Genomic DNA, 20,578 nt, shown 5'->3' on the forward strand with positions numbered 1-20,578 from the left:
GTATATTTTATATCAAAAAAAAAGCGGGCACTACGTTGTCGGACACAGCTCGTGATACAGCTGTTTGATTTGTTGATACATCTGGTCCGTCGATTGTGCGGCATCGATCCGGATGACAGGTGACCTTGAAAGGATCATCTGGAGCTGATGTTCTGCCAATGTCCCGATCTTGGCAGGATCCGTCTCCGTCAAATACGTCCTGCACCAATCGAGGAAATCGTTTGACCCTGAAAAATCGGGATAGCGTGCCTGTTCCCGTTTGATTAACCGGTTCATCCGTGTTTCTTCGTCCAACGTTAAAAATACGAGCAGCTCGCGGTCCGGGAAGCCGTATGGATTCCATGAAAAGACGGAACCAGAAACAATGTACTGTTGATGGCGTTCGATGTCCTGTCTATATAAGGCATACCGGTCGTCGACCGACCGTTTTTCAGTGAATGTTTGATCCGTCCACAAGTAGTGATCGCTATCGATCCATGGTATGCCTTCTTGTTGCCCGATCCACTCGCCGAGCGTGCTTTTGCCGGTGCCGGATCCACCGATGATTTGAATGCGCATGTTAGAAGTCCTCCAAAAAAATATAAATCTTGTTTTAAATTAAAACAGAGAGGCTGTCAATGATTGAGCGGTCAGGAAATGACAAATGTATCGCGAAGCTCGACAATCGTCCCTTCCGGTGCTTTTAATTTACTGAGGTGCCCGTCGACGACGAAATAGATGTTCCCGCCGTTTTTCGGCAGGAAGGTGACACCGCGTTGTTCGAGCCGTGCGACTTCCGCCGCTAAATCGTCGACGTATAAAGCGAAATGAACGGGACCAGACGTATGTTTCGTATAAGGCGTCAAAGTCTCGTCGACTTTGTTCGTCTGGAGTTCGATATAAAAGTCGCCGAGCTTGAGCCAACTGTTGAACGCACGGGTGTGAAAGTCAGGTGATTCCTGGACGAGTTCGAACCCGAGTGCTTCATAAAAGGATTTAGAGGCCGCGTAATCAGCCGTTTGGATACAGAGGTGATGGATTTGTTTCAACTTATGGACGTCCTTTCGAAAACGGGCCGCAGTCGGCACTCCGTTGTTTAGTCTATATGTCAGTTTAGCATATTTTAAACCGTTTCAATGCAGACGAAAAACTCCACCCGTTCAAGAAAAGATCAAGGTGGAGTAGCGGTTACGGCGTGACGTCGATGACATGAAACGTAACATCCTGACCGTCCGAAACGGCATAGGCAATTGTCCCATTGACGTAAATCGGTTTAGACATCGTGTCTTCCATTTCGGTCAACGGGGCGACGGTTCCGCGCGTTAAGTCGGCATAGAGGAGCTGCGACGTGTTTTCACGGAAGATTACCCGGTCGCGGGACAAGAAACGAAACGCATCAGCGGTCGAATGCCGATCGGATAATTCATAAGTGAAGTCGGATTGTTTTGAATCAAGCGGTAAAAAAGCAGCGTGTCCTTCTTCACCGGTTGCGACGTAATCGGCACCGTACTCGAAATCAATCAACCCATCAATCGGTCGTTGGAACCTGCCGTCATCACTCGCAAGGCGCGAGGTTTTAGTCCCGTCCTTGAACGTGCGGGTATGAATCAAGCGTCCGGCGTCGCCCGACCGGAAATCAAACGGTAAGATGCCGTCCTGTTTTCTTTTGTTTAGGTCGTACTGTTCGTGGACGATGATTGTATCGGCGGCTACATCAAAGGACTTTATCAGCGTTGTCGTCTTCTTCGCGGTCGCGTCATGGATCAGCCAGGAGAGGCGGGTCGTTGAAGCGTCAAGCACCGGGATGGAGGCGTCGAAGCGGCTGATCCCTCGGTCAAGCAGATCCTGTTTTCCGTTTTTAAGATTGAAGCTATGAATCGTCCAGGCAATCCCGTTTTCTGCCGGCGCTGACGCGACCCAGAACAGGTAATGGGACACACCGGTCAATGAGCCGATCGTCTGATCGACCGTCTGGATGACTTCGTTCGTGTTCGACCCCGGGGTATAGCGGTAGATCGTACTGCTGACCTTGTTTTCGTTCGTCTGGATGAAGTGCGTGTAATAAATATCGTGTTCATACAGATACTCCGTGGCAACCTGAACCGTCTGCCCGACAAGAAAAGGCGACAGGTTGTATGAATGCTTCGTACCGACCGAGACCAGTGCCTCCTTTTTTGATAATGCCACCGGCTTATGTTTACTTGAAACCGGTTTCGCGGCAAACTTTGAAACAGCTTCCATTTTAACGGCGGATGAGTTTTGCGTAACCGATGCGGTGTCATTCATGCATCCGCTTGTGACGACGAGTGCAAGTGCGGCGATGGCGAAAGCAGTTTTGGTGTACATGAGGGATTCTCCTTTTTTAAGTAGAGTGAAAATCGTCAATCAGATGAAAAACGATACCAAAACGTGTAGACTGGTGAAGTACCTAATTATTGTAACAGATGGACGGATTCTCCATTTTTTCTGGAGGTTCAGGTAAATCGAATATTTACATTCAGCAAGGGGTGTATCGAAATGGCAAGAACATTACGGAAATCAGCGACGGACAAATCAATCCAGGGTGTCTGCGGCGGACTTGCGGAACAGCTTGGGTTGTCGTCATTCGCCGTCCGCTTGATTTTTATCTTTATTCCACTGCCCGTCAACGTCATCATCTACATGATTCTTGCGAATGCGATGGCGAGTCCACCACGGACGTTATGACACGAGTTTTAACTAAAAGGGAGGCAACCAAGATGAACAAACAGAACCGCGCGTCATCCTTAGCAGCGCGACTGATCGCGATCACAATCGGCGCCTTGATTGGAGTAACAATCATGTACAGCGTACAAGGAGAGTTCAACTGGAGTGTTTTTCTCGGATTCGTCGGCGGAGCACTCCTGTTAGGGGGCATCAGTGCCGTAGTGGCCCGTAAGAAGCGGCACGCGTAACTGGTTAAAATAAGGGGGAAAAGAAATGAGTTATTGGATTTGTACGACCTGCGGGGTGCAGACGGATGAGGAGGCGGTTCAACCAACGACCTGCCGGATTTGCAGTGATGAACGGCAATACGTCAATCCGGACGGACAATCGTGGACGACGCGTGAGGCGATGGTCGCGTCCAAGAACTACCGGACGACGGTGACACCGGAGCAGCCGGGTCTGATGAGCCTCGTGACATCACCACAATTCGGAATCGGACAAACGGCGTATCTGGTCGCCGGGGCAAAACGGCTGTTGTGGGACTGCATTACTTATCTCGATCAGACCGTGATTGATGAAATCAACCAACAGGGGGGACTCGACGCAATCGCCTTGTCGCATCCGCACTACTATGCGACACAAGTCGACTGGGCGGAAGCGTTTGACGTTCCGATTTATATCCACCAGGCGGACGAACAGTGGGTGACGCGACCGAGCGACCGGATTATTTTCTGGTCCGGCGACCGGCTGGAACTGGCAGAAGACCTCGTCCTGCAGCGGGTCGGTGGTCATTTTGACGGAGCGACGGTCCTTGAGTGGACGCAGGGAGACGCGGGACGGGGTGTCCTGTTGACGGGCGATATCGTCCGTGTCGTCGCTGACCGGGCATGGGTCAGCTTCATGTACAGTTACCCGAACCTGATTCCGCTGCCGGCAACGACGGTAGCGCAGATGGCAAGACAACTTAGCCCGCTTTCGTTCAACCAGTTGTATGATGCCTTTCACCGCATCGTCGAGACCGACGCGGCAGGTGCGGTCGCGCGGTCGGCCGCGCGCTACATCGACGCGTTAGGCGGCACGGATGATTAACGGCCTGTACGAAGCCCATCTCCCGGTCCGGAATTTAAAACAATCGATTGCCTTTTACGAAGGGCTCGGGCTGACGCTCGATCATATCGTCGACGACCGGTTGGCGTTCCTCTGGATTGTCAAAGAAGAAAGTTGGCTTGGCCTCTGGGTCGCGGATCAAGTCGAACTCGACTACCACCCGTCGATCCGGCATATCGCCTTTCATGTCGAACTGGAGGCATTGACGGATGCCGTCGATTGGCTGACGGCGCGCGGTTACACGCCACGAAAAGCGTTCGGGTTCGAACCGACGGAACCATTCGTCATGGCACTGGCGCACCACGCGCACGCGAAGATTCATTTCAATGATCCGGACGGGAACAGCCTCGAGTTCATCTGCCCGGTCGACAATCCGCACCGGATCACGGGTACGATGTACTGGAGCGACTGGTTATATATGAACGCTCAAGCAGAGGAGGAGACCGATGAAACAAGCAATCATCTTTGATATGGACGGAACGTTATTTCAGACGCACCGGATTTTAGGACCGGCTTTAGACGTGGCGTTCACCCGGTTACGGCAAGCAGGGAAATGGCATGACGCAACACCGCTTGATACATACGAAGCGATCATGGGTGTCCCGTTACCGCAAGTCTGGGCGACGCTCTTGCCGAACCATCCGGAGGCGGACCGAAAGCTGATGGACGACTGGTTTCAACAGGCCTTGATCGAGAGGATTCAAGCAGGGCAAGGCGCCTTGTATCCGAAAGCGGTGACGGTATTGCAAACACTCCACGCGGCCGGACACGACCTGTATGTCGCGAGTAATGGACTTTCGGCATATCTAGCGGCGATCGTCGAGCAGTTTGCGTTAGACCGTTACCTGACCGGCGTCTATAGCATCGAAGACGTTGATTCGCTCAACAAATCCGAACTCGTCCGGATGATTCGCACGAAACACGGATTACAGTCGGGTGTCGTCGTCGGCGACCGGCAATCGGACTTTACGGCAGCGAAAGAAAACGGCTGGTCGGCGATCGGCTGCCGGTTTGATTTTGCACAGGAAGCAGAGCTCGCGACGGCCGAGTATATCGTCGATGACCTGATGGCGATCACGCAGCTCGTTTAAGGAACAGAGAGGTGCCTCTCATCATGAGTTCGTTTGAACATATAGGCAGAGGAATCGCCTTTTCGCAAACAGTTGCCGTATGATGAGACGGAATCTGTTTGTAGTTAGAGGAGGCACGTCATGTTAGCAATTATCATTGGTTTAGCGATCGGCATCATCGTTCCGGTGCAGACGAGCGTCAACACGCGGCTGCGTGGAGTTGTCGGATCACCGTTTACGGCATCCTTCATCTCGTTTAGTATCGGGACGGTCTTTTTAGTCCTCTTGACCCTGATCGTCGAAGGGGACTTCACATTGAACGAAGCCCTCTGGACGACGGAACCCCGCTGGATTTGGTTCGGTGGTGTTCTCGGGGTCATCTTCTTAACGGGAAACATCTTACTCTTTCCAAAACTGGGCGGGGTCCAGACGGTCATCATGCCCATCTTCGGACAAGTCATCATGGGGCTGTTGATTGACCATTTCGGATGGTTTGATTCAGCGGTCAACCGGTTGTCGCCGACCCGGTTAATCGGGGCCGTGCTCGTCCTGCTTGGTGTCGTCGGTACGGTCGCCTTAGGGGATTGGTTAGCGAAACGCCGGCAACGCGGACAACAGGAAACGAAGAACCTTGCGGAAGTCAACCTGACCGGTTGGCGTTTACTCGGCATCGCGACCGGGATGATGAGTGCGATGCAAGAAGCGATTAACGGGCATCTCGGAAGTGTCCTCGATTCGGCGATTAAAGGGGCATTGATTTCCTTCGTCATCGGGACGCTGACGTTACTGTTCGTGTTGTTGCTCGTGCGACCGAAGCTCGAAGTGGACCGGACGGCACCAAAACCGTGGTGGATGTTCATCGGCGGTCTGATTGGTGCGACGTTCATTGCCGGAAATGCGTTCATCGTCCCGCTCGTCGGCACCGGCGTCGCCATCATCATCGTGACGATCGGTCTGTTGACGGGGAGTCTCTTGATTGACCGGTTCGGTTGGTTCGGGGCAGCCCGGACGCCGGTTACCGGTGTTCAAATTCTCAGTTTGCTCGTGATGATCGGCGGAATTGTCCTGATCCGGCTATAAAGTAAACGCCTTTCGAGATTCTTTTGAATCCCGAAAGGCGTTTTTTGTTACTTCCTTACACAGACACCTGCATTAAAACCGTGACGCAAAACTTCAACAAGACCGATTTTTTCATAAGTTACCCGATTCATGACATTTGGGAATTAAACAGCTGGTCGCGTGTCCCGAAGCGCAACGCGAGTTTTAACAGGAAAATGTTTAGAATCAGTAAACCGATCGATAACAGAATCAGGAACAGCGTATCGATAAAGAATAATCCGCTGATTTGACCGATGATTAATCCGATGAACGGTAAGATGATGATACCGCTCAAGTTTTGTGCTTCCTGGTACGTACTGACCCGTGTCGAGATCAATAAATTAATTAACGCCGTCGTCAATAAAAGAATCGGTAACAGCAGAAAGAGTAACACCCACCACTGGGTCGAGGGAAAGCTGACTGAAAAGCCGTTGACGGAAATCAAAGTGTTGATGACGAGCAGATTTATCAAAAAGCAGACGGCGGAAATCAGGTAGGATGAGGCAATCGAGATCAGCAGCTTGCCATAAAACAAATCACGGATGGTGATTGGCGAAAACAATAGGCTTTCTAATGTGTGCTGTTCCTTTTCACTGACGAAACTATTGGCAGCGATGACGGAACATGTAATGACCGGAACTAACAAAAATAACGTCACGAGCGGATAGTTTAGGAACAAATAAAGCAATTGTTCATTAAACGTCAGTGTCAGAACATCCGGACTGGCCGTAGTCGCCAAAAAACGATTCAGTAAATCGAGCACTTCCGGGTCGGTTAACGTGGACGGATCAAGCTCGATGATGAACCAGGAGAATCCGATCGGAAGAACGAGCCCCATCAAGACCGGGATGATAATCAACGTAAACAGCAAGATCTTTTTTCGAAAGAGTTGGATGCTGTCTTTTTTAATCACGGCAAGCACGAGTGGTAAATTCATTTCGTTTCACCCCTTAACTTAAAATAGACACCTTCTAAATCACGGTCGATTACTTGACACTCATACACCGCGTAGCCCTGATCAATGATTTGTTTCAAAAAAGGACTGATGCACGTTTCGTCTTTAAACGATACTTCAATCACGTCAGAAGCAACAGGTGCAACAGCTGTTTCGAACATCGTGTGGACGGAACCTGGTGGAAGGTTTGTCCGGATTCTGACGCGAATCGCCGTTTGGTGACGCTTCAGTAAGTCCGCGAGTGTCCCTTGATCGATGAAGCGGCCTTGTTCGATGAAGATGTAGGCGTCACAGACACTCTCCAATTGGTAGAGGAGGTGCGACGTGATGATGACGGTCGTTCCCTTCGTTTGATTCACGGACCGAATCATATCCAGGACCTGGCGAATGCCGTCGGGGTCCAGTCCATTCGTCGGTTCATCCAAAAATAAAATTTCCGGGTCATGCAGCATTGCTTTAGCGAGCGCGAGTCTTTTTTTCATACCGGTACTAAACGTATGGACATAGACATCGCGGACATGGGTCAAATCAAACTGGTTCAACAGTTCAAGCAGATGATTTTTATTTCTGACACCGTATAAAGACGCGTAAAAAGTTAAATTTTCAAGGGCCGTCATGTCAGGGTACAATCCCGCACTTTCGGTGACGATGCCAGCTTTCGTACGAAGGGCTTCAATTGGCTGATCATCATAACGGACCGTGCCATGCGTCGGGGAGATCACACCGTTCATGATTCGAATCAGTGTTGTTTTCCCGGCACCGTTCGGACCAATCAAGCCGACTACTTTTCCACGCGGAATCGTAAGCGACATGTCTGATAAGACAAGCCGATCACCAAACGTCTTCGAAATGTTTTGTAATGTTAGCATCTATTGTATCCTCTCATGTTCTGAATTACTAAAATGTATGGGCATTGCCGAATGAATTATTGTCCTATGTTTCTATTTCTAATTTTATCCAATTCAAGCGGTTTTTTCAACTGAAATCATTAATTCGTACATATAGTTCAATATGTAGCCAAAGTCATATTGAGTGATAAAAGCATCTGTCCTTATTTAGAAGATGCCAAAAAAAGATGCGTCATCTAAACGTATTAAAGCGTATTCCGTCTCGACAAAACGGCATCTGTACGTAAAATCTTTAAGCTTCATCAATCTTTTTTCATTGAACGGATGAAGAAAAAACAGGAAGTGGTCACGATCATGATGCCGCAATACAAGAGAATCCATGTGATGGTGAAATGGAAGTAGAGCGAAAGTGAGATTAACGCATACGACAGCGGGACTAAGCCGTTCGACGCCGCATTCACTAAACTCATGACACGTCCCATCATCGGCTGTTGGCTCTTCGCTTGAATGGTCGTCAAGAGTAAGACGTTGATGACAGCGGACATCAGCCCCATGACAAGCAACAGGACGACACCTTGAAAGACCGTTGAGATTTGACCCAGTGCGGCTAACCCGATGCCTAATCCGCCAATCAGTAGAAGCAGTAAGCGGATCGACTGACTTTTGATATTGCGTAGTCCTATCAAGGCAGCACCGAGCAACATGCCGATTTGATACGCTCCTTGCAGATAACTTAAATCGAGGGCTTGTCCGTGCAGCACACCATCGACTAATAACGGGATTCCCATTAAGAGTGGACCGAAAAAGAAAAAGTTGATGATGATTAAGATGAACAGGATCTTTCGTAAATAAGGTTCAGAAAAAACATAACGGACGCCTTCGATAAGTTCAGCCGTTGCAGACGTTGAACGTCGGTGTTCAACACGGCGTTCGCTAATGAATAAGGAACAAAGGAACGTCACGGACAAAAAACAGCCGACGACAACAAATAAAAGAGTGAACGAGTAGGTCGTTAAAAGAATCCCGCCGAGAAGCGGTCCGGAAAATAAGGCGAGTTGGTTCGACGTTTGGACAACGGCATTTGCCCGTGTGAAGTCTTCGGATGACAGGAGTAACGGAAGGAGTGCTGAGCTGGCGGGTGAAAAAAACGCATCGATGCAACCGAATAGAAACGCGAACAGTGACAACTGGACGATTCCTAAGGCATCATTTTGATAGACAAACAAAAGGGCGATGACGAAGCCTAACCGGAATAGACTGGAAAAGCGCATGATCATCGCCTTTTTGAAGCGGTCCGCGATCACGCCGCCGATCAACATGAGAAAAATTCGCGGAAGAAGCGTCAACATCAGGACGATACCGAGGTAAGCCTCTTGCTGCAGCACACGTAAGATATACCATTGTTCAGCAAAGAGGTAACTCGATAGTGCAAGAAAAGAGCTTGTACTCGCTAGCCAAAGGCTAAGAAAGGAGCGGTTTCGAAAAAAGGAGAGATTTTCTTTCACCGTGCGTTCATACATTAGCGTTCCTCCTTCCGTTATTTTTCCTCGAATAATGCCTCGTCGATTTCAAACCCGGTCGCCATGATATAAAAAAGTTTTTTTTCGTCTTTCGTTTCAAGTTGATCTTCTAACTCAGCCAGGAGCTGACGGTATTTTTTCGTGAATTCTAAAAATTGTTGCGGGGTCGTCGCGACTTCTTTTTGGACGGACAAACTGGTCCACGCTTCGACATCGGAAGAACGCGGTTGAAAGGAGTCGTCCGGCGCAGTGAGGACACGTGTTTTCGCGCGGTCGAGGACTTCAAGATAAGACTGACGTGTCGCTTGTTGTGTCTCGACTAAATTAAGCAAATGATCCGCCGGAATAAAGCCGCGTGCGACGGATTGATAATATTTCAAGACGTTTCCGCCCTGAATCTCTTCTTTCACCAACGTTATCAGCTGGTACTTTTCGAGTTCACGTAAGTGGTACAGGATTTTTGCCCGGGAGACATCCAGTTTTTGAGCTAACTGGTGACCCGTATGCGGTTGTTCAATCAAGTGCATCAACATCTTTGTCCGCATCGGGTCACTGATGACCTTCAGCTGTTCATAGTGTTCTAAAATCAAAATCGACTTTTGCATCATTTCCAACACCTCTTCTCATAAAATAAACCGGTTAATAAAAGTTAACCGTTAAACAAATCATAGCGGTAACAGCAAAAAATAGCTAGTGAAACTTACAAAAAAATCCAGGTGTAGTAGTTACCGATACAAAAAAAGATTGCAGAGGAGAACCCTCTACAATCCACGCGTAAACATCTGTTGGTGATGATGCACGATCAATTCGGTCAATTCTTCAAGCGTCCCGCTGCAGGGGATGATTTCCGGCAAATGATAGAACGTACTCGTCGTCTCGAACCGGTCGTATGTCTGATCAACACAATGGAGAAAAATCGGCTTGTCTTGTCCTAAGGCGATTCCGAGCTCGATGTGGCTTCCTTTCCCTGCCGGCAGTAAAATGATGACGCAGTCCGAGAGCGTGATGGCCTGTTTTTCAGCATGACCAATCGTTTGCAGTGCCGCTTTACTCGTCGCCCGTTCATTTTGGGTCCAATCATACGTCAGCGTAAATCCGCGATCGATCAGTTTGTGTTGTAATATCCGGACGTTCGTGATATTGGCAAAGCTTGATCCGATATAAAACTGCATCCGTCTGCTCCTTTCAGCATGGGTTGTCAAAAACATTTAATTCGCTTACTTCACCTTCAAGATGACTTTCCCTTTCGCATGACCGGATTCTGAATAGGCGAGCGCCTCCTGTGCCGCTTCAAACGGATAGACGCGATCGATGACCGGTTTGATTTGCCCAGTCTCAATCCATTCCGTGATGTGCTGCAGTTGTCGTCCGCTCGGTTTCATGAACAAAAACGTGTATGTGACGCGGTATTTCCGCTCGAGAAAGGCCTCGCGGACCGTCAAGAGACGAAATAACATCGTTTTTAAAACCCCGGACCCGTACGCTTTGCCGAACCGACCATTCGGCAATCCGGAAATCGAGACGATTTGTCCACCGGGCCGGACGATTTTAAAGGCCCGTCTGAGCGTCTCGTCGCCAATCGTATCGTAGACGCCGTCGAAGTCATGTAAGACCTCATCGAACGCAACGGTCCGGTAGTCGATGATTTCGTCGGCACCGAGTGCTTTGACCAAATCATGACCGGCAGGACTGGCAGTCGTCGCAACATACAGTCCCATCGCCTTCGCCAGTTGGATGGCGAACGTCCCGACACCCCCGGCACCGGCCTGGATCAAGATTTTTTGACCCGGTGTCGCTTGTAAGACGTCGTGAAGTGCCTGATAGGACGTCAAACCGACGAGCGGGATCGACGCCGCCTCTTCAAACGATAACGCCTCCGGTTTTCGTGCGAGTAGGTCTTCATGAATCGCGATGAATTCCGCGAACGTCCCGATCCGCTGTTTTTCGGCGCGTCCGTAAACGGCGTCGCCGACTTGAAACTGTGTTACCGCGGAACCGACCCTCGTGACGATGCCGGCAAAATCGTTGCCGAGAATCAACGGGAACTGGAAGGGAATCAACAGTTTGACCTTGCCGTCCCGAATCTTAAAATCAACCGGATTGATGCTCGCGGCATGAATTTCGACTAAGACATCATGCGCGGAGACAACGGGAAGGGGCTGTTCCGTTAGTTCGAGTGGTACGTTTCCATATTTTTCAATCGTCATTGCTTTCACCGAACATCCACCCTCTCTGACAAGTCTTTTTAACCAGTGTATCACGCCTTCCGATAATGCTATACTGAAATTGGATAGGGAAAATATGGGATTAACCAATCGTGAAAGGTGGGGACGTGTTGAAGAAATGGGGAGCACGGTTATTACGGGAATGGATTCGCATACCCCGCTGGATGAAACGGACCGTTCCTTTAGCAATCACGCTCGTTCTCGTCTGGCAGCTTATCAGGACGATGCTTGATTTTGATGTAGCGTCGGTTACGTTCAGTGATGTCATCATGTGTTTGATTGGTGCAGGTATCATCGTCTTCTTACCGAAGTTTGATTCGAAACGATAGGGAGGTTACATCTTGTCAAAGAAAAGCGAACAGGAACAACCGTTAACAGGGGGAAACGTTTCTGCCGTCAGTCGCGCAGGCGATACGGTCCGGCGGGAACAAACGCCGGACAGCCCGCGGATTCACCGGCTGCTCGTGCACCTCGAGAAAAAAGAGTATCCGGCAAGTCCACGATTTCTCGGAATCGATCCACAAAATCGGGAAATCCTGTCGTATCTTGACGGGGAGGCGGGAAACTATCCCCTCAAGGCCTACATGTGGTCGGAGGCCGTGTTAGAAGAGACGGCACGGTTACTCCGTCAGTTTCATGATGCCACGGCAGACTTCGAAGTACCCGCGTCATGGGAGCCGCTCGACAATACGCCGCTGCCGTATGCAGTCATCTGTCACAATGATTTTGCCGTCTACAATGTCATTTTTAAGGACAAAAAACCAATCGGCGTCATCGACTTTGATTTAGCGGCACCCGGACCACGGATTTGGGACATCGCCTACACGTTGTATACGTTCGTCCCGCTCAGCCGCCATCATCACGATGAACACGGGCGACAAGTCGACTATGACCCCGTTACGGGACCGGACCGGATCAAACGCCGCATCGACATCTTTTTAGCGGCTTACGGGATGCCGGAATTAAAAGAGCAATTGTTTGATACGTTACTGCTGCGGATTGAAGCCCTCCTGTTGACGATTCATCGTAAAGCAGCCGACGGGGAGGAGGCGTTTCAGCGGATGATTGAGGAGGGGCATGCGACGCATTATGAGCAAGAACTTGCCTTCATCAAGCAGCATGGCGTGACGTGGTTCGATTAAAAAGGAGCGATGGTGCAAATGAAGACGGAAACAGATATCGTCCAGATGTTTGAACGGGACCGGGAGACAAGAATACTTCTTGAGGCGGTCGCGACACTCGACTTACCGGACTGGTGGATTTGTGCCGGGTATGTCCGGGCGAAAATTTGGGATTTTTTAGAGCAAAAGGAAGCGACAGCGGTGGCGGACATCGACGTCATCTATTTTGACGCATCCGACACGACGGAAGCGACTGACCAAATGCTGGAAGCCCGACTGAACGAACAGTTGCCGGACTACCCCTGGTCCGTCAAAAATCAGGCACGGATGCATACCAAAAATGACTTACCGCCATACCGGTCGTCCCGCGACGCGATGGCACAGTTTCCGGAGACGGTGACGGCGATCGGTCTGACGCTACAAGCGGACCAGCTCGAATTTTTCACGGCCTACGGTGTTGGTGATTTGTTGCAGCAACGGCTGCAGCCGACGCCGCTGTTCCAGGCGACGGCACGGCAAGTGATTTACCGGCAACGGCTGACGGAAAAACAGTGGGGAAAGAACTGGCCGGGTGTCCATGAAGCGGAGAATGAAGCAACTTGAGTGAAAAAAATTTAAATCGTTGAAACGAAATCCGTCGGTTACGCGGTCTAACAGGTAGTGACAGACAGAAAGGGGAGAACGGGCGATGATCGGTCGGCGAAACAAGCGGCAACCCGCGTTTGACGATGACACGTTTCTGATGTTTTTGACGCGTCATGATACCTATCTTTACAAGATGTCCTACCTGTACTTAAAAAATGACCAGGATGCGCTCGAAAATGTGCAGGAAGTTGCCTATCGCGCCTGGAAACACCGCCGTACGTTATTGGACGCGACGATCGCCAAAACCTGGTTGACGCGGATCGCGATCAATTGTGCGCTCGACATGCTAAAGAAAACCCAAGGAATCCGGGTCGATTATGCGACGGCGGCAACGGATGTCGCCGAACCAGTTATTTTCGAGGAGCGACTCGTCAATGATCTTTACTTGCAGGAGCTGCTCGAAGTGCTCACCGTAGCGGAACGGACGATCCTGTTCTTACGGTATTACGAGGACTACACACTGCAGCACGTCGCCGATCTCCTGCAAATACCGGTCAGTACGGTCAAAAGTACACTCTACCGGGCCATTCAAAAGGTTCAGGCCAAACAGGTGAAAGGGGGCGGGGCAAAATGAAAGAGCAGGTCAAACGCGCAGTGGATTCAATCGATGTGCCCCGCGGACAGGTCCGCAGTCATTTGCTCGCCGGCGTTCAGCAGGCACGCCGTCCGCGCTTCGTCGGACGTAAGACCGCGACAGGACTGGTTGCAGCGGCACTCCTGTTGACGGTCGGTGGCGGCATGCTACTGGAAGAGACACCGCCTGCGGCAGAAATCGTACGGACAGACGGTGCCGTCGTCGTCCCGAACTGGGCGCAGGACGAACAAGTGGAGGGCAGTTCGACCGCAGGCAGTATGCTCCCCGGGCTCGTCTATCAAAATGAGCTTTATCTTGCGATGGAGACACCGCTGACGGATGACGTCCGTGCCCTGCAAGGGAAGAAACTGGGGCGCGTGACGGCAACACTTGAGGAAACGGGTGATACTACCCCTGAAACACTGGAAAGTGGCTCGAACCTCGGACCGGTCACTTTGTATCGGGTCGACGGCTATAAGCCGTCCGTGCGCCTGTTCGCTGTAGGGGAGGAAGAAGGCATAAAAAAAGTCTGGCTACTCGAGCGCCAGACGGGCTTCGTGCTGAAAACAGGCAACGATTTTTTCCGGGATTTAAACCTCGACGCGCCGGTCAGACGCCTCGCCTATCAAACATTTGACCAGTGGAACGACGACGAAACGGCACAACCGATGACAGCGGACAGTCGGTACCGGGCTTTCATTGATGCCTTGTACGAGGCCCGTGCGATGACACGCGAAGAAGTACCGCCAGAAGTCACGGATTACAAAACAATGAAGGTCTTACGCGTGACGCAAGCGGACGGGATCACAGTTTCGCTGCGGCTGATTGCAGGCGGCTACGTCGTCTATCACCAACTGGGTGTCTTCTTTAAGGTCGACCCGGTCGTCTTCAAAGCGATGTGGGAGGCGTTGTGACGGTGGCATCGATCGTCTTTCGAAAACCATAAAACGGACGATAGCCGAGTTGTTCGTAAAACGAGTGGGAGGAAGCGCTCGCGAGAATCTCGAGCCGTGTCGCCGGATAGAGGGCGTGGACGTGTCCGAGCAAAGCTTGTCCGAGTCCCTGCCCGCGGGCACTGTCCGCGATCAACAGCTCACAGATGTAGAGCGTGATCGCCGTATCCGTCATGCCACGGATGTAGCCGGAAACGGTGCCGTCGATGACGACAACGTAAGCAACGTTAGACGCCGCAAAGGCGCGTTTTGTTTCGTCAGCACGGGCGACGAGATTACTCCAGCCTTCAGCCGCATTCAACCGTTGAATCGCCTCGAAATCGTGGTCCGCGTAGGGGCGGATTTGGTATTGCAGTTCTGACATGGTAAAAACTCCTTTTTGTTGGTCATTCTGAAGCAATGTGCCTAATTCGGACCAGTCGTCGATCCAGTCCGTACACGGGGGCCGACGCGTGGAGCCGTTTCTTTTCCAAATCACGTTCATCCCGACTTGCTGCGCACCGTAAACGTCGTTTACGGGATGGTCGCCGATGTAGACGGTCGCATGTGCGTCAAGGGCACACTTTTCTAAAAAGTAGTTAAAAATAAGCGGGTCCGGCTTTTTGATTCCAATGTCTTCCGAAATGAGGATGTGATTGAAATAATGTACAATCCCTAAAGCTTCTAAATTGGCGCGCTGGAAGTCAGATGCGCCGTTTGAAATGAGGCCAATCAGATAACCTTGTTTATTTAAGTTGTTTAACATGACCGTCGTATCAGGATACGCGATGCAATGGTCTGGAAAGAAAACGAGGTAATCGTCGAATAATTGACGCCACGTTACCGTCGTGATCTCGAACTCTTGAAGTAATTGTTGATAGACAACATCTTTTGAAACGTAACCATCATTGTCTAATGTGATGAAGCGACGCGAATAGTCCGGCAGTGAAACAGGCTGTAAGTCGTTAAAAAAACGCTGGTATTGTCCCGTGATGAATCTTTGTAAGGACAACTGACGATTCAGAAGGGTACCGTCTAAATCAAAGATAACAGCTTGAATATTTTTAATTTCAATTACCGCCATTCTTATAATAAAATCAAAACATAATTTCATTATAATGGAAAAATGACGACTATAGGAAAAAATGTTTATACTGTAGAAAACGGAGGATATACATGTCCCATTTCGATACGAAAACGCCGGGACGACCACTCGTCATTCTGCCCGGTCTTGGCTGCACCTATCATGAATGGTATCCAGTCATTGAATCATTAAAACAAACATTTCGCGTGATTTCATTTCACCGCCATGAACTGATGAACACAACTCAAACCGGGACAGTTGCGGTCGCTTTGCAATTGCAGGAATTACTGAAAACTTTAGACGTCACGGAGCCGGTCCTGCTTGTCGGACACTCTTACGGCGGGCTGTGTGCCCAACAGATGGCGCATGATTACCCGGAAACCGTCCGTGGACTCGTTCTCGTCGACTCGACATCCGTTCGCTTACGGCAACTCGATTCCTTGACGTTACCGGTCCTCGATGAACTGTCGACGGATCAGGTCTGGCTTGACAAGTGCCGAAGTTACGCGGAAATGACACGTCACGCCTTATGCGAGGCCATTCGACCAGAACTGACACACGAGCAACGGCAGTTACCGGTAAGCGTCCAACGAGAGCTGCTCGATTTCCAAACCGATCCGTTGCTGTACGGCGAAATGGCCACCGCCATCGAACAGTGGCAGAACGACGCTGTTACGTTGGAACGGCGCGGTCGACTCGCTGATCTTCCACTTATTGTGCTCGGACGCGACAAGGAACTGGCCGTGAACAGCGGAATCGAAGAGGGGTTGCCGGAAGCGGAGCTACGCTTGCTTGAGGACACATGGAAACGATTGATTTGCGAACAGGCCGACTTATCGACTCAAAGCGAACTACTTTTTGTGGAGCAGGCAAGTCATGCGATTCATCTGGACCGACCAAACGCCGTCCTTGATGCCGTCCGCCGAATCGATGAACGCGCGAACGATTAAACTAAAAGGAGCGAAGACATATGGGATCGCGGATCATGCATTATTGTATTGCGTCATTGCTCGCGGACAAGCTGAAACCGGAGCCCCGGAGTGATTTTCTGTTAGGCGGGATTGCACCGGATATCCACGGTCTGATGGGCGTGCCGAAAGGGAAAACCCATTTCAAGGACCTAGATGAGAACGGGAAGAACCGGATTAACCTGGACCGCTTTTTGCATACATATGAAACACGATTAGCGGAACCGTTTTACCTCGGTTACCTCTGTCATTTGATATCCGATCAGGTATGGTTAGCGTTTTACCTCGAGAAGGTCGCGTACGTCTCACGCGAGCAATGGCAGGCGGATTTAGAAAAATCTTACAGGGATTTCAACCGTTTAAATGGTCGGATTATTAAATTATATGAACTCAAACTCTCTCCGCTAACGGTTCCTTTGTTTGAAATCGAAGGCTATGATCAGACTTATCTGCCTACTTTAATTGACGAGTTGGCATTGGATTTTCAACTTGATGCCTCATTAGAAACCGAGAAGCTGGAATTTTATAAAAATCACAATCAAGAAATTACTAGCTACATCAATCAAGCTGTAAACAGTTGTTTAAAAATCCTTTCGAATCATGTTGGTATTACCATCAATCAGCATTTTCCTAGTTTCTTTCATTCAAAAAGCATAAACTCAAAAAGGGAATGATAGAAAGGAGATTAAGATGGTGAATCAAAACAAGAAGCACTTTTATTGTAATGTTGAACTTTCTTTAGATGTCATGGGCGGTAAATGGAAGCCTTTGATTATTTATCATATCGGCGGAGCAAAAATCCTCCGGTTCGGCGAATTGAAACGAAAAATACCGAATGTGAATGAACGTGTCCTTTCAAGACAACTAAAAGAGCTGGTAGATGCGGGGCTTGTAAAAAGAACAGTATATGACGAATTGCCATTGAAAGTCGAATATGCGTTAGAGGACTTGGGACAAGCATTACTGCCGATTTTGAAAGAGTTGGGCACTTGGGGAAAAACCTACCACGAAACGTATGAGTATGGTGAAATTTCTTTTAGCGAGGAATACGAGTAAAAAACATAAAAACGTGAACTGTGCGCCTTTTACTAAGGGGTGAACGGTTCACGTTTTTTGTACTTTAATGTCCGTACGGATAAAAATGTCAGTACTTGTTTGCCGATTTTCCGGGATATATACTGACGAAGTACTTTACACATTAAACATACAAAGGACGTGGCAATATGACATTGATCAACACATTACAAACACGCTACTCTACAAAAGAGTTTGATCAGGAAAAACAAATTTCACAGGAAGATATGGCAACAATTAAATCACTCCTTCAACTAGCACCTTCGTCAACAAATGTCCAACCGTGGCACTTTGTCATCGCATCAAGTGAAGCAGGGAAAGAACGGATTGCAAAGGCGGCACAAGGCTTTTTCGGATTCAACGAATCAAAAATCACCGGTGCAGCAGCTGTCGTGATCTTTGCCGCGAAAAGCGACATTTCAGACGAATATTTACTTCATCTGACGGAAAAAGAAGATGCGGATGGCCGGTTTGCTGAAGAAGAATTTAAGCAGGCAAATCATGGGGGGCGAAAAATTTTCGTTGATTTACACAAATACGACTTTAAAGATCTTCAACACTGGACGGAAAAGCAGGTGTACTTGAACTTAGGGTCATTCCTTCTCGGCGTCGCGGATTTAGGAATCGATGCTGTCCCAATGGAAGGACTAGACATGAAAGTATTAGATGAAGAATTTAACTTACGCGAGCAAGGCTTCACTTCAAGTGTCGTCGTTTCATTAGGCTATCGGGCTGCTTCTGATTTTAATGCATCCTTACCAAAATCGCGACTCGAGCAATCTGAAATCATCGAAGAATTCTGATGAATATCCTAATCACCGGTGCTACAGACGGAATCGGACTTGAGACAGCAAAGATACTAGCCGAACAAGGTCATACGATATTGTTACACGGACGGAACGAAAAGAAGTTAACCGCTGTGTGTAAAACTTTGAAAAACTCGACAATCGTACCTTTTGTAGCAGATTTGTCTAGGTTAATCGAGGTTAAGCGATTGGCGGAGCAACTCTCTCATGAGGTTTCCGGAATCGATGTGCTCATTAACAATGCCGGCGTCTACGGTGCACCCGAAACGGTTACTGCTGAAGGTTTAGACATTCGGTTTGCCGTAAATACAATTGCTCCTTATACGCTGACAAAAGCGCTTCTGCCATTGATGTCTTCAAGTAGTCGCGTCATTAACGTTTCGTCAGCAGCTCAACAAGAAGTAGAGGTCGATGCCCTTCTCGGAAAAAAAGTATTGCCTGACGGGGATGCATACGCTCAAAGCAAGTTAGCACTTACAATGTGGACCATCGAAATGGCGAAACAGCAAGCACCTGCCTTTATCGCTATTAACCCTAAATCACTATTAGGAAGTAAAATGGTCAAGTCTGCATTTGGCATTGAAGGTCATATTGAAGGTCATGATGTGAAAATTGGCGCAAAAATTTTAGTGGACGCCGCACTTTCAGACGAGTTCAAAAATGCTTCTGGAAAATATTACGATAACGATAGTTGCCAGTTCGTAAATCCGCATCAAGATGCATCCAGTCAGGTCAAACGTTCAAGGCTTGTTCAGATTCTAGAGAAATTGATTCGTTCAGACGGTGCTCCTGAGCATGACGAAATCAGTCGGTAAGGCGAAGCACCATTCATTCGCTTATATAAAAAATCCGTACATCTTCCGCGTTTTAAAGTGTGGAAGATGTACGGATTTTTTTTGTTGATTTATCAATGTACATGGCAGCATCAGCTTGCATGATGAGCTGCTCGACATCTTGTGCCATTCCGTTCGCGAAGCCCGAAGCGAGAGCGATATGCATCTTGTCCATTTCAGCATGAATGCCTGCTCTTAGTGTTTCGATTTCTTCAAGCGTCAAGTGTGATTCGATAATGGCAAACTCGTCACCGCCAATGCGGTAAACGTTTTGGCTATGCTGCTTTAGAGCGAACGCGGTCAATTTGAGCAATTCATCTCCGGCAGCATGACCGTGATGATCATTTTGAATCTTTAAGTCGTTTAAATCAAATAATAAGATAGCGAGTGGAACGTTTTGACACGGCATAAGTTCCGATATCATATTATCAAATTGATAACGGTTATAAAGTCCTGTCAAAGCATCAGTCCTGCACCGTTTCTCTAATTCATTTTTTTCAGTTATCGCTTGTTCAACATTACGTATGATTCCTTGGATTGCGACAAGTTCATCATTTTCATAAATCGGAGTTGTATACTCCTCAAACCAGACATATCGTCCATCATTCGTCCGCCACCGTTGTAAAAAGGCGGTATCATAATTTCCCGTACCTGATATCTTTGCAATCAAAACATCAAAGTCATCCGGATGAATACGGTCAAAACAGACAGCCGGATCGGCGTAGCTCGCGTCGACGACGCCATCACCAATATGTTCATCAAGCGACGGGCTGATGTACCGAAAGCGTTGGATCGGTTTCACTTCGTAAACATAAATAACATCTTTCGTATGATGTCCGATCAGTTCAACTGATAATTGAGAAGCTTCATCGGGTTTTTGAAGTTTGGTAAAGATTAATGCCATGATAATACCAATACTCATTCCTAAAACAAGCATGCGGATTCACCTTCTTGTATTCTATATAACCTATATAATACCATGTTTTTTGAATTATTTTACTTTTTTATACGACGATTTTTTAGGTTTCCGTTCTGCTTCCATCCAGAACTGTAA

At 48.8% G+C, this 20,578-nt stretch carries 27 protein-coding genes; 16 read left to right on the forward strand and 11 right to left on the reverse strand.

The features are described from left to right. Positions 1 to 30: 30 nt before the first annotated feature. The 3 genes from A0126_RS07505 to A0126_RS07515 all read right to left on the reverse strand — a co-directional run bounded on the left by A0126_RS07505 (position 31) and on the right by A0126_RS07515 (position 2,325). A complete protein-coding gene (locus A0126_RS07505) occupies positions 31 to 558 on the reverse strand; it encodes a shikimate kinase (RefSeq protein ID WP_088837101.1) in 528 nt (175 codons plus the stop codon). Positions 559 to 629: 71 nt separating this feature from the next. Further along, on the reverse strand, positions 630 to 1,028 hold the full coding sequence (locus tag A0126_RS07510; protein ID WP_088837102.1) for a VOC family protein: 399 nt from the start codon (positions 1,026 to 1,028) through the stop codon (positions 630 to 632). A gap of 139 nt (positions 1,029 to 1,167) precedes the next feature. Next, positions 1,168 to 2,325 carry a hypothetical protein gene (locus A0126_RS07515; RefSeq protein ID WP_088837103.1) on the reverse strand — a complete coding sequence of 386 codons (1,158 nt, stop codon included), beginning with the start codon at positions 2,323 to 2,325 and terminating at the stop codon, positions 1,168 to 1,170. Between the two features lie 171 nt (positions 2,326 to 2,496). Between A0126_RS07515 and A0126_RS07520 the strand changes: the two genes are divergently transcribed. The 6 genes from A0126_RS07520 to A0126_RS07545 all read left to right on the forward strand — a co-directional run bounded on the left by A0126_RS07520 (position 2,497) and on the right by A0126_RS07545 (position 5,921). Next, the gene (locus tag A0126_RS07520) at positions 2,497 to 2,685 is read left to right on the forward strand and encodes a PspC domain-containing protein (protein WP_088837104.1); all 189 of its coding nucleotides are present in this window, start codon (positions 2,497 to 2,499) and stop codon (positions 2,683 to 2,685) included. Positions 2,686 to 2,717: 32 nt separating this feature from the next. After that, entirely contained in the window at positions 2,718 to 2,912 is a 195-nt protein-coding gene (locus A0126_RS07525; RefSeq protein ID WP_088837105.1) for an LPXTG cell wall anchor domain-containing protein, read from the forward strand. Between the two features lie 25 nt (positions 2,913 to 2,937). Further along, positions 2,938 to 3,753 (forward strand): MBL fold metallo-hydrolase, encoded by an 816-nt coding sequence (locus A0126_RS07530; protein ID WP_088837106.1) that lies wholly within the window; start codon positions 2,938 to 2,940, stop codon positions 3,751 to 3,753. Continuing rightward, a complete protein-coding gene (locus tag A0126_RS07535) occupies positions 3,746 to 4,240 on the forward strand; it encodes a VOC family protein (RefSeq protein WP_088837107.1) in 495 nt (164 codons plus the stop codon). Before A0126_RS07530 ends, A0126_RS07535 begins: the two co-directional genes overlap by 8 nt. Beyond that, positions 4,218 to 4,862, forward strand: coding sequence for an HAD family hydrolase (locus A0126_RS07540; RefSeq protein ID WP_088837108.1), 645 nt, complete (start codon positions 4,218 to 4,220; stop codon positions 4,860 to 4,862). Before A0126_RS07535 ends, A0126_RS07540 begins: the two co-directional genes overlap by 23 nt. Before the next feature lie 120 nt (positions 4,863 to 4,982). Further along, entirely contained in the window at positions 4,983 to 5,921 is a 939-nt protein-coding gene (locus A0126_RS07545; RefSeq protein WP_088837109.1) for a DMT family transporter, read from the forward strand. Between the two features lie 127 nt (positions 5,922 to 6,048). On the opposite strand, the gene A0126_RS07550 is transcribed toward A0126_RS07545, so the two are convergent. The 6 genes from A0126_RS07550 to A0126_RS07575 form a co-directional block, all read right to left on the reverse strand. After that, positions 6,049 to 6,876, reverse strand: coding sequence for an ABC transporter permease subunit (locus A0126_RS07550; protein WP_088837110.1), 828 nt, complete (start codon positions 6,874 to 6,876; stop codon positions 6,049 to 6,051). Next, positions 6,873 to 7,763: a heme ABC exporter ATP-binding protein CcmA gene (gene ccmA / locus A0126_RS07555; RefSeq protein ID WP_088837111.1), complete on the reverse strand. Its 891-nt coding sequence runs from the start codon at positions 7,761 to 7,763 to the stop codon at positions 6,873 to 6,875. The genes A0126_RS07550 and ccmA overlap by 4 nt, the downstream gene beginning before the upstream one ends. 281 nt (positions 7,764 to 8,044) lie before the next feature. Beyond that, the gene (locus tag A0126_RS07560) at positions 8,045 to 9,262 is read right to left on the reverse strand and encodes an MFS transporter (protein ID WP_088837112.1); all 1,218 of its coding nucleotides are present in this window, start codon (positions 9,260 to 9,262) and stop codon (positions 8,045 to 8,047) included. Between the two features lie 17 nt (positions 9,263 to 9,279). Further along, a complete protein-coding gene (locus A0126_RS07565) occupies positions 9,280 to 9,870 on the reverse strand; it encodes an ArsR/SmtB family transcription factor (RefSeq protein ID WP_088837113.1) in 591 nt (196 codons plus the stop codon). A gap of 153 nt (positions 9,871 to 10,023) precedes the next feature. Then, positions 10,024 to 10,434 (reverse strand): TIR domain-containing protein, encoded by a 411-nt coding sequence (locus A0126_RS07570; protein ID WP_088837114.1) that lies wholly within the window; start codon positions 10,432 to 10,434, stop codon positions 10,024 to 10,026. A 45-nt stretch (positions 10,435 to 10,479) separates the two neighbouring features. Further along, a complete protein-coding gene (locus tag A0126_RS07575) occupies positions 10,480 to 11,478 on the reverse strand; it encodes an NADP-dependent oxidoreductase (protein ID WP_088837115.1) in 999 nt (332 codons plus the stop codon). A 119-nt stretch (positions 11,479 to 11,597) separates the two neighbouring features. Here A0126_RS07575 and A0126_RS07580 point away from each other — a divergent pair, with 119 nt between their 5' ends. The 5 genes from A0126_RS07580 to A0126_RS07600 all read left to right on the forward strand — a co-directional run bounded on the left by A0126_RS07580 (position 11,598) and on the right by A0126_RS07600 (position 14,741). Continuing rightward, on the forward strand, positions 11,598 to 11,816 hold the full coding sequence (locus tag A0126_RS07580) for a hypothetical protein (protein WP_088837116.1): 219 nt from the start codon (positions 11,598 to 11,600) through the stop codon (positions 11,814 to 11,816). 12 nt (positions 11,817 to 11,828) lie between these two features. Beyond that, positions 11,829 to 12,629, forward strand: coding sequence for a phosphotransferase enzyme family protein (locus tag A0126_RS07585; RefSeq protein WP_088837117.1), 801 nt, complete (start codon positions 11,829 to 11,831; stop codon positions 12,627 to 12,629). An 18-nt stretch (positions 12,630 to 12,647) separates the two neighbouring features. Further along, positions 12,648 to 13,211: a nucleotidyltransferase family protein gene (locus A0126_RS07590; protein WP_088837118.1), complete on the forward strand. Its 564-nt coding sequence runs from the start codon at positions 12,648 to 12,650 to the stop codon at positions 13,209 to 13,211. An 85-nt stretch (positions 13,212 to 13,296) separates the two neighbouring features. Next, positions 13,297 to 13,827 carry an RNA polymerase sigma factor gene (locus tag A0126_RS07595; RefSeq protein WP_088837119.1) on the forward strand — a complete coding sequence of 177 codons (531 nt, stop codon included), beginning with the start codon at positions 13,297 to 13,299 and terminating at the stop codon, positions 13,825 to 13,827. Further along, positions 13,824 to 14,741 carry a hypothetical protein gene (locus A0126_RS07600; protein WP_088837120.1) on the forward strand — a complete coding sequence of 306 codons (918 nt, stop codon included), beginning with the start codon at positions 13,824 to 13,826 and terminating at the stop codon, positions 14,739 to 14,741. The genes A0126_RS07595 and A0126_RS07600 overlap by 4 nt, the downstream gene beginning before the upstream one ends. Here A0126_RS07600 and A0126_RS07605 read toward each other — a convergent pair. Continuing rightward, the gene (locus tag A0126_RS07605; RefSeq protein WP_162288270.1) at positions 14,716 to 15,843 is read right to left on the reverse strand and encodes an HAD-IA family hydrolase; all 1,128 of its coding nucleotides are present in this window, start codon (positions 15,841 to 15,843) and stop codon (positions 14,716 to 14,718) included. The two genes, A0126_RS07600 and A0126_RS07605, sit on opposite strands and share 26 nt — an antisense overlap. Positions 15,844 to 15,935: 92 nt before the next feature. Here A0126_RS07605 and A0126_RS07610 point away from each other — a divergent pair, with 92 nt between their 5' ends. From A0126_RS07610 to A0126_RS07630, 5 genes are all read left to right on the forward strand, one after another. Continuing rightward, on the forward strand, positions 15,936 to 16,793 hold the full coding sequence (locus tag A0126_RS07610; protein ID WP_088837122.1) for an alpha/beta hydrolase: 858 nt from the start codon (positions 15,936 to 15,938) through the stop codon (positions 16,791 to 16,793). A 20-nt stretch (positions 16,794 to 16,813) separates the two neighbouring features. Beyond that, on the forward strand, positions 16,814 to 17,485 hold the full coding sequence (locus A0126_RS07615; protein WP_088837123.1) for a zinc dependent phospholipase C family protein: 672 nt from the start codon (positions 16,814 to 16,816) through the stop codon (positions 17,483 to 17,485). 19 nt (positions 17,486 to 17,504) lie between these two features. Beyond that, positions 17,505 to 17,867: a winged helix-turn-helix transcriptional regulator gene (locus A0126_RS07620; RefSeq protein WP_239456891.1), complete on the forward strand. Its 363-nt coding sequence runs from the start codon at positions 17,505 to 17,507 to the stop codon at positions 17,865 to 17,867. Between the two features lie 167 nt (positions 17,868 to 18,034). Continuing rightward, positions 18,035 to 18,688, forward strand: a complete 654-nt coding sequence (gene nfsB, locus A0126_RS07625) for an oxygen-insensitive NAD(P)H nitroreductase (RefSeq protein ID WP_088837125.1) — start codon at positions 18,035 to 18,037, stop codon at positions 18,686 to 18,688. Next, positions 18,688 to 19,506 carry an SDR family NAD(P)-dependent oxidoreductase gene (locus A0126_RS07630; protein ID WP_204251424.1) on the forward strand — a complete coding sequence of 273 codons (819 nt, stop codon included), beginning with the start codon at positions 18,688 to 18,690 and terminating at the stop codon, positions 19,504 to 19,506. Before nfsB ends, A0126_RS07630 begins: the two co-directional genes overlap by 1 nt. Before the next feature lie 52 nt (positions 19,507 to 19,558). Here the strand turns inward: A0126_RS07630 and A0126_RS07635 are convergent, their stop codons facing one another. Continuing rightward, on the reverse strand, positions 19,559 to 20,461 hold the full coding sequence (locus A0126_RS07635) for a sensor domain-containing diguanylate cyclase (protein ID WP_088837127.1): 903 nt from the start codon (positions 20,459 to 20,461) through the stop codon (positions 19,559 to 19,561). Between the last annotated feature and the right edge of the window lie 117 nt (positions 20,462 to 20,578).

The organism is Exiguobacterium sp. N4-1P (assembly GCF_002214325.1).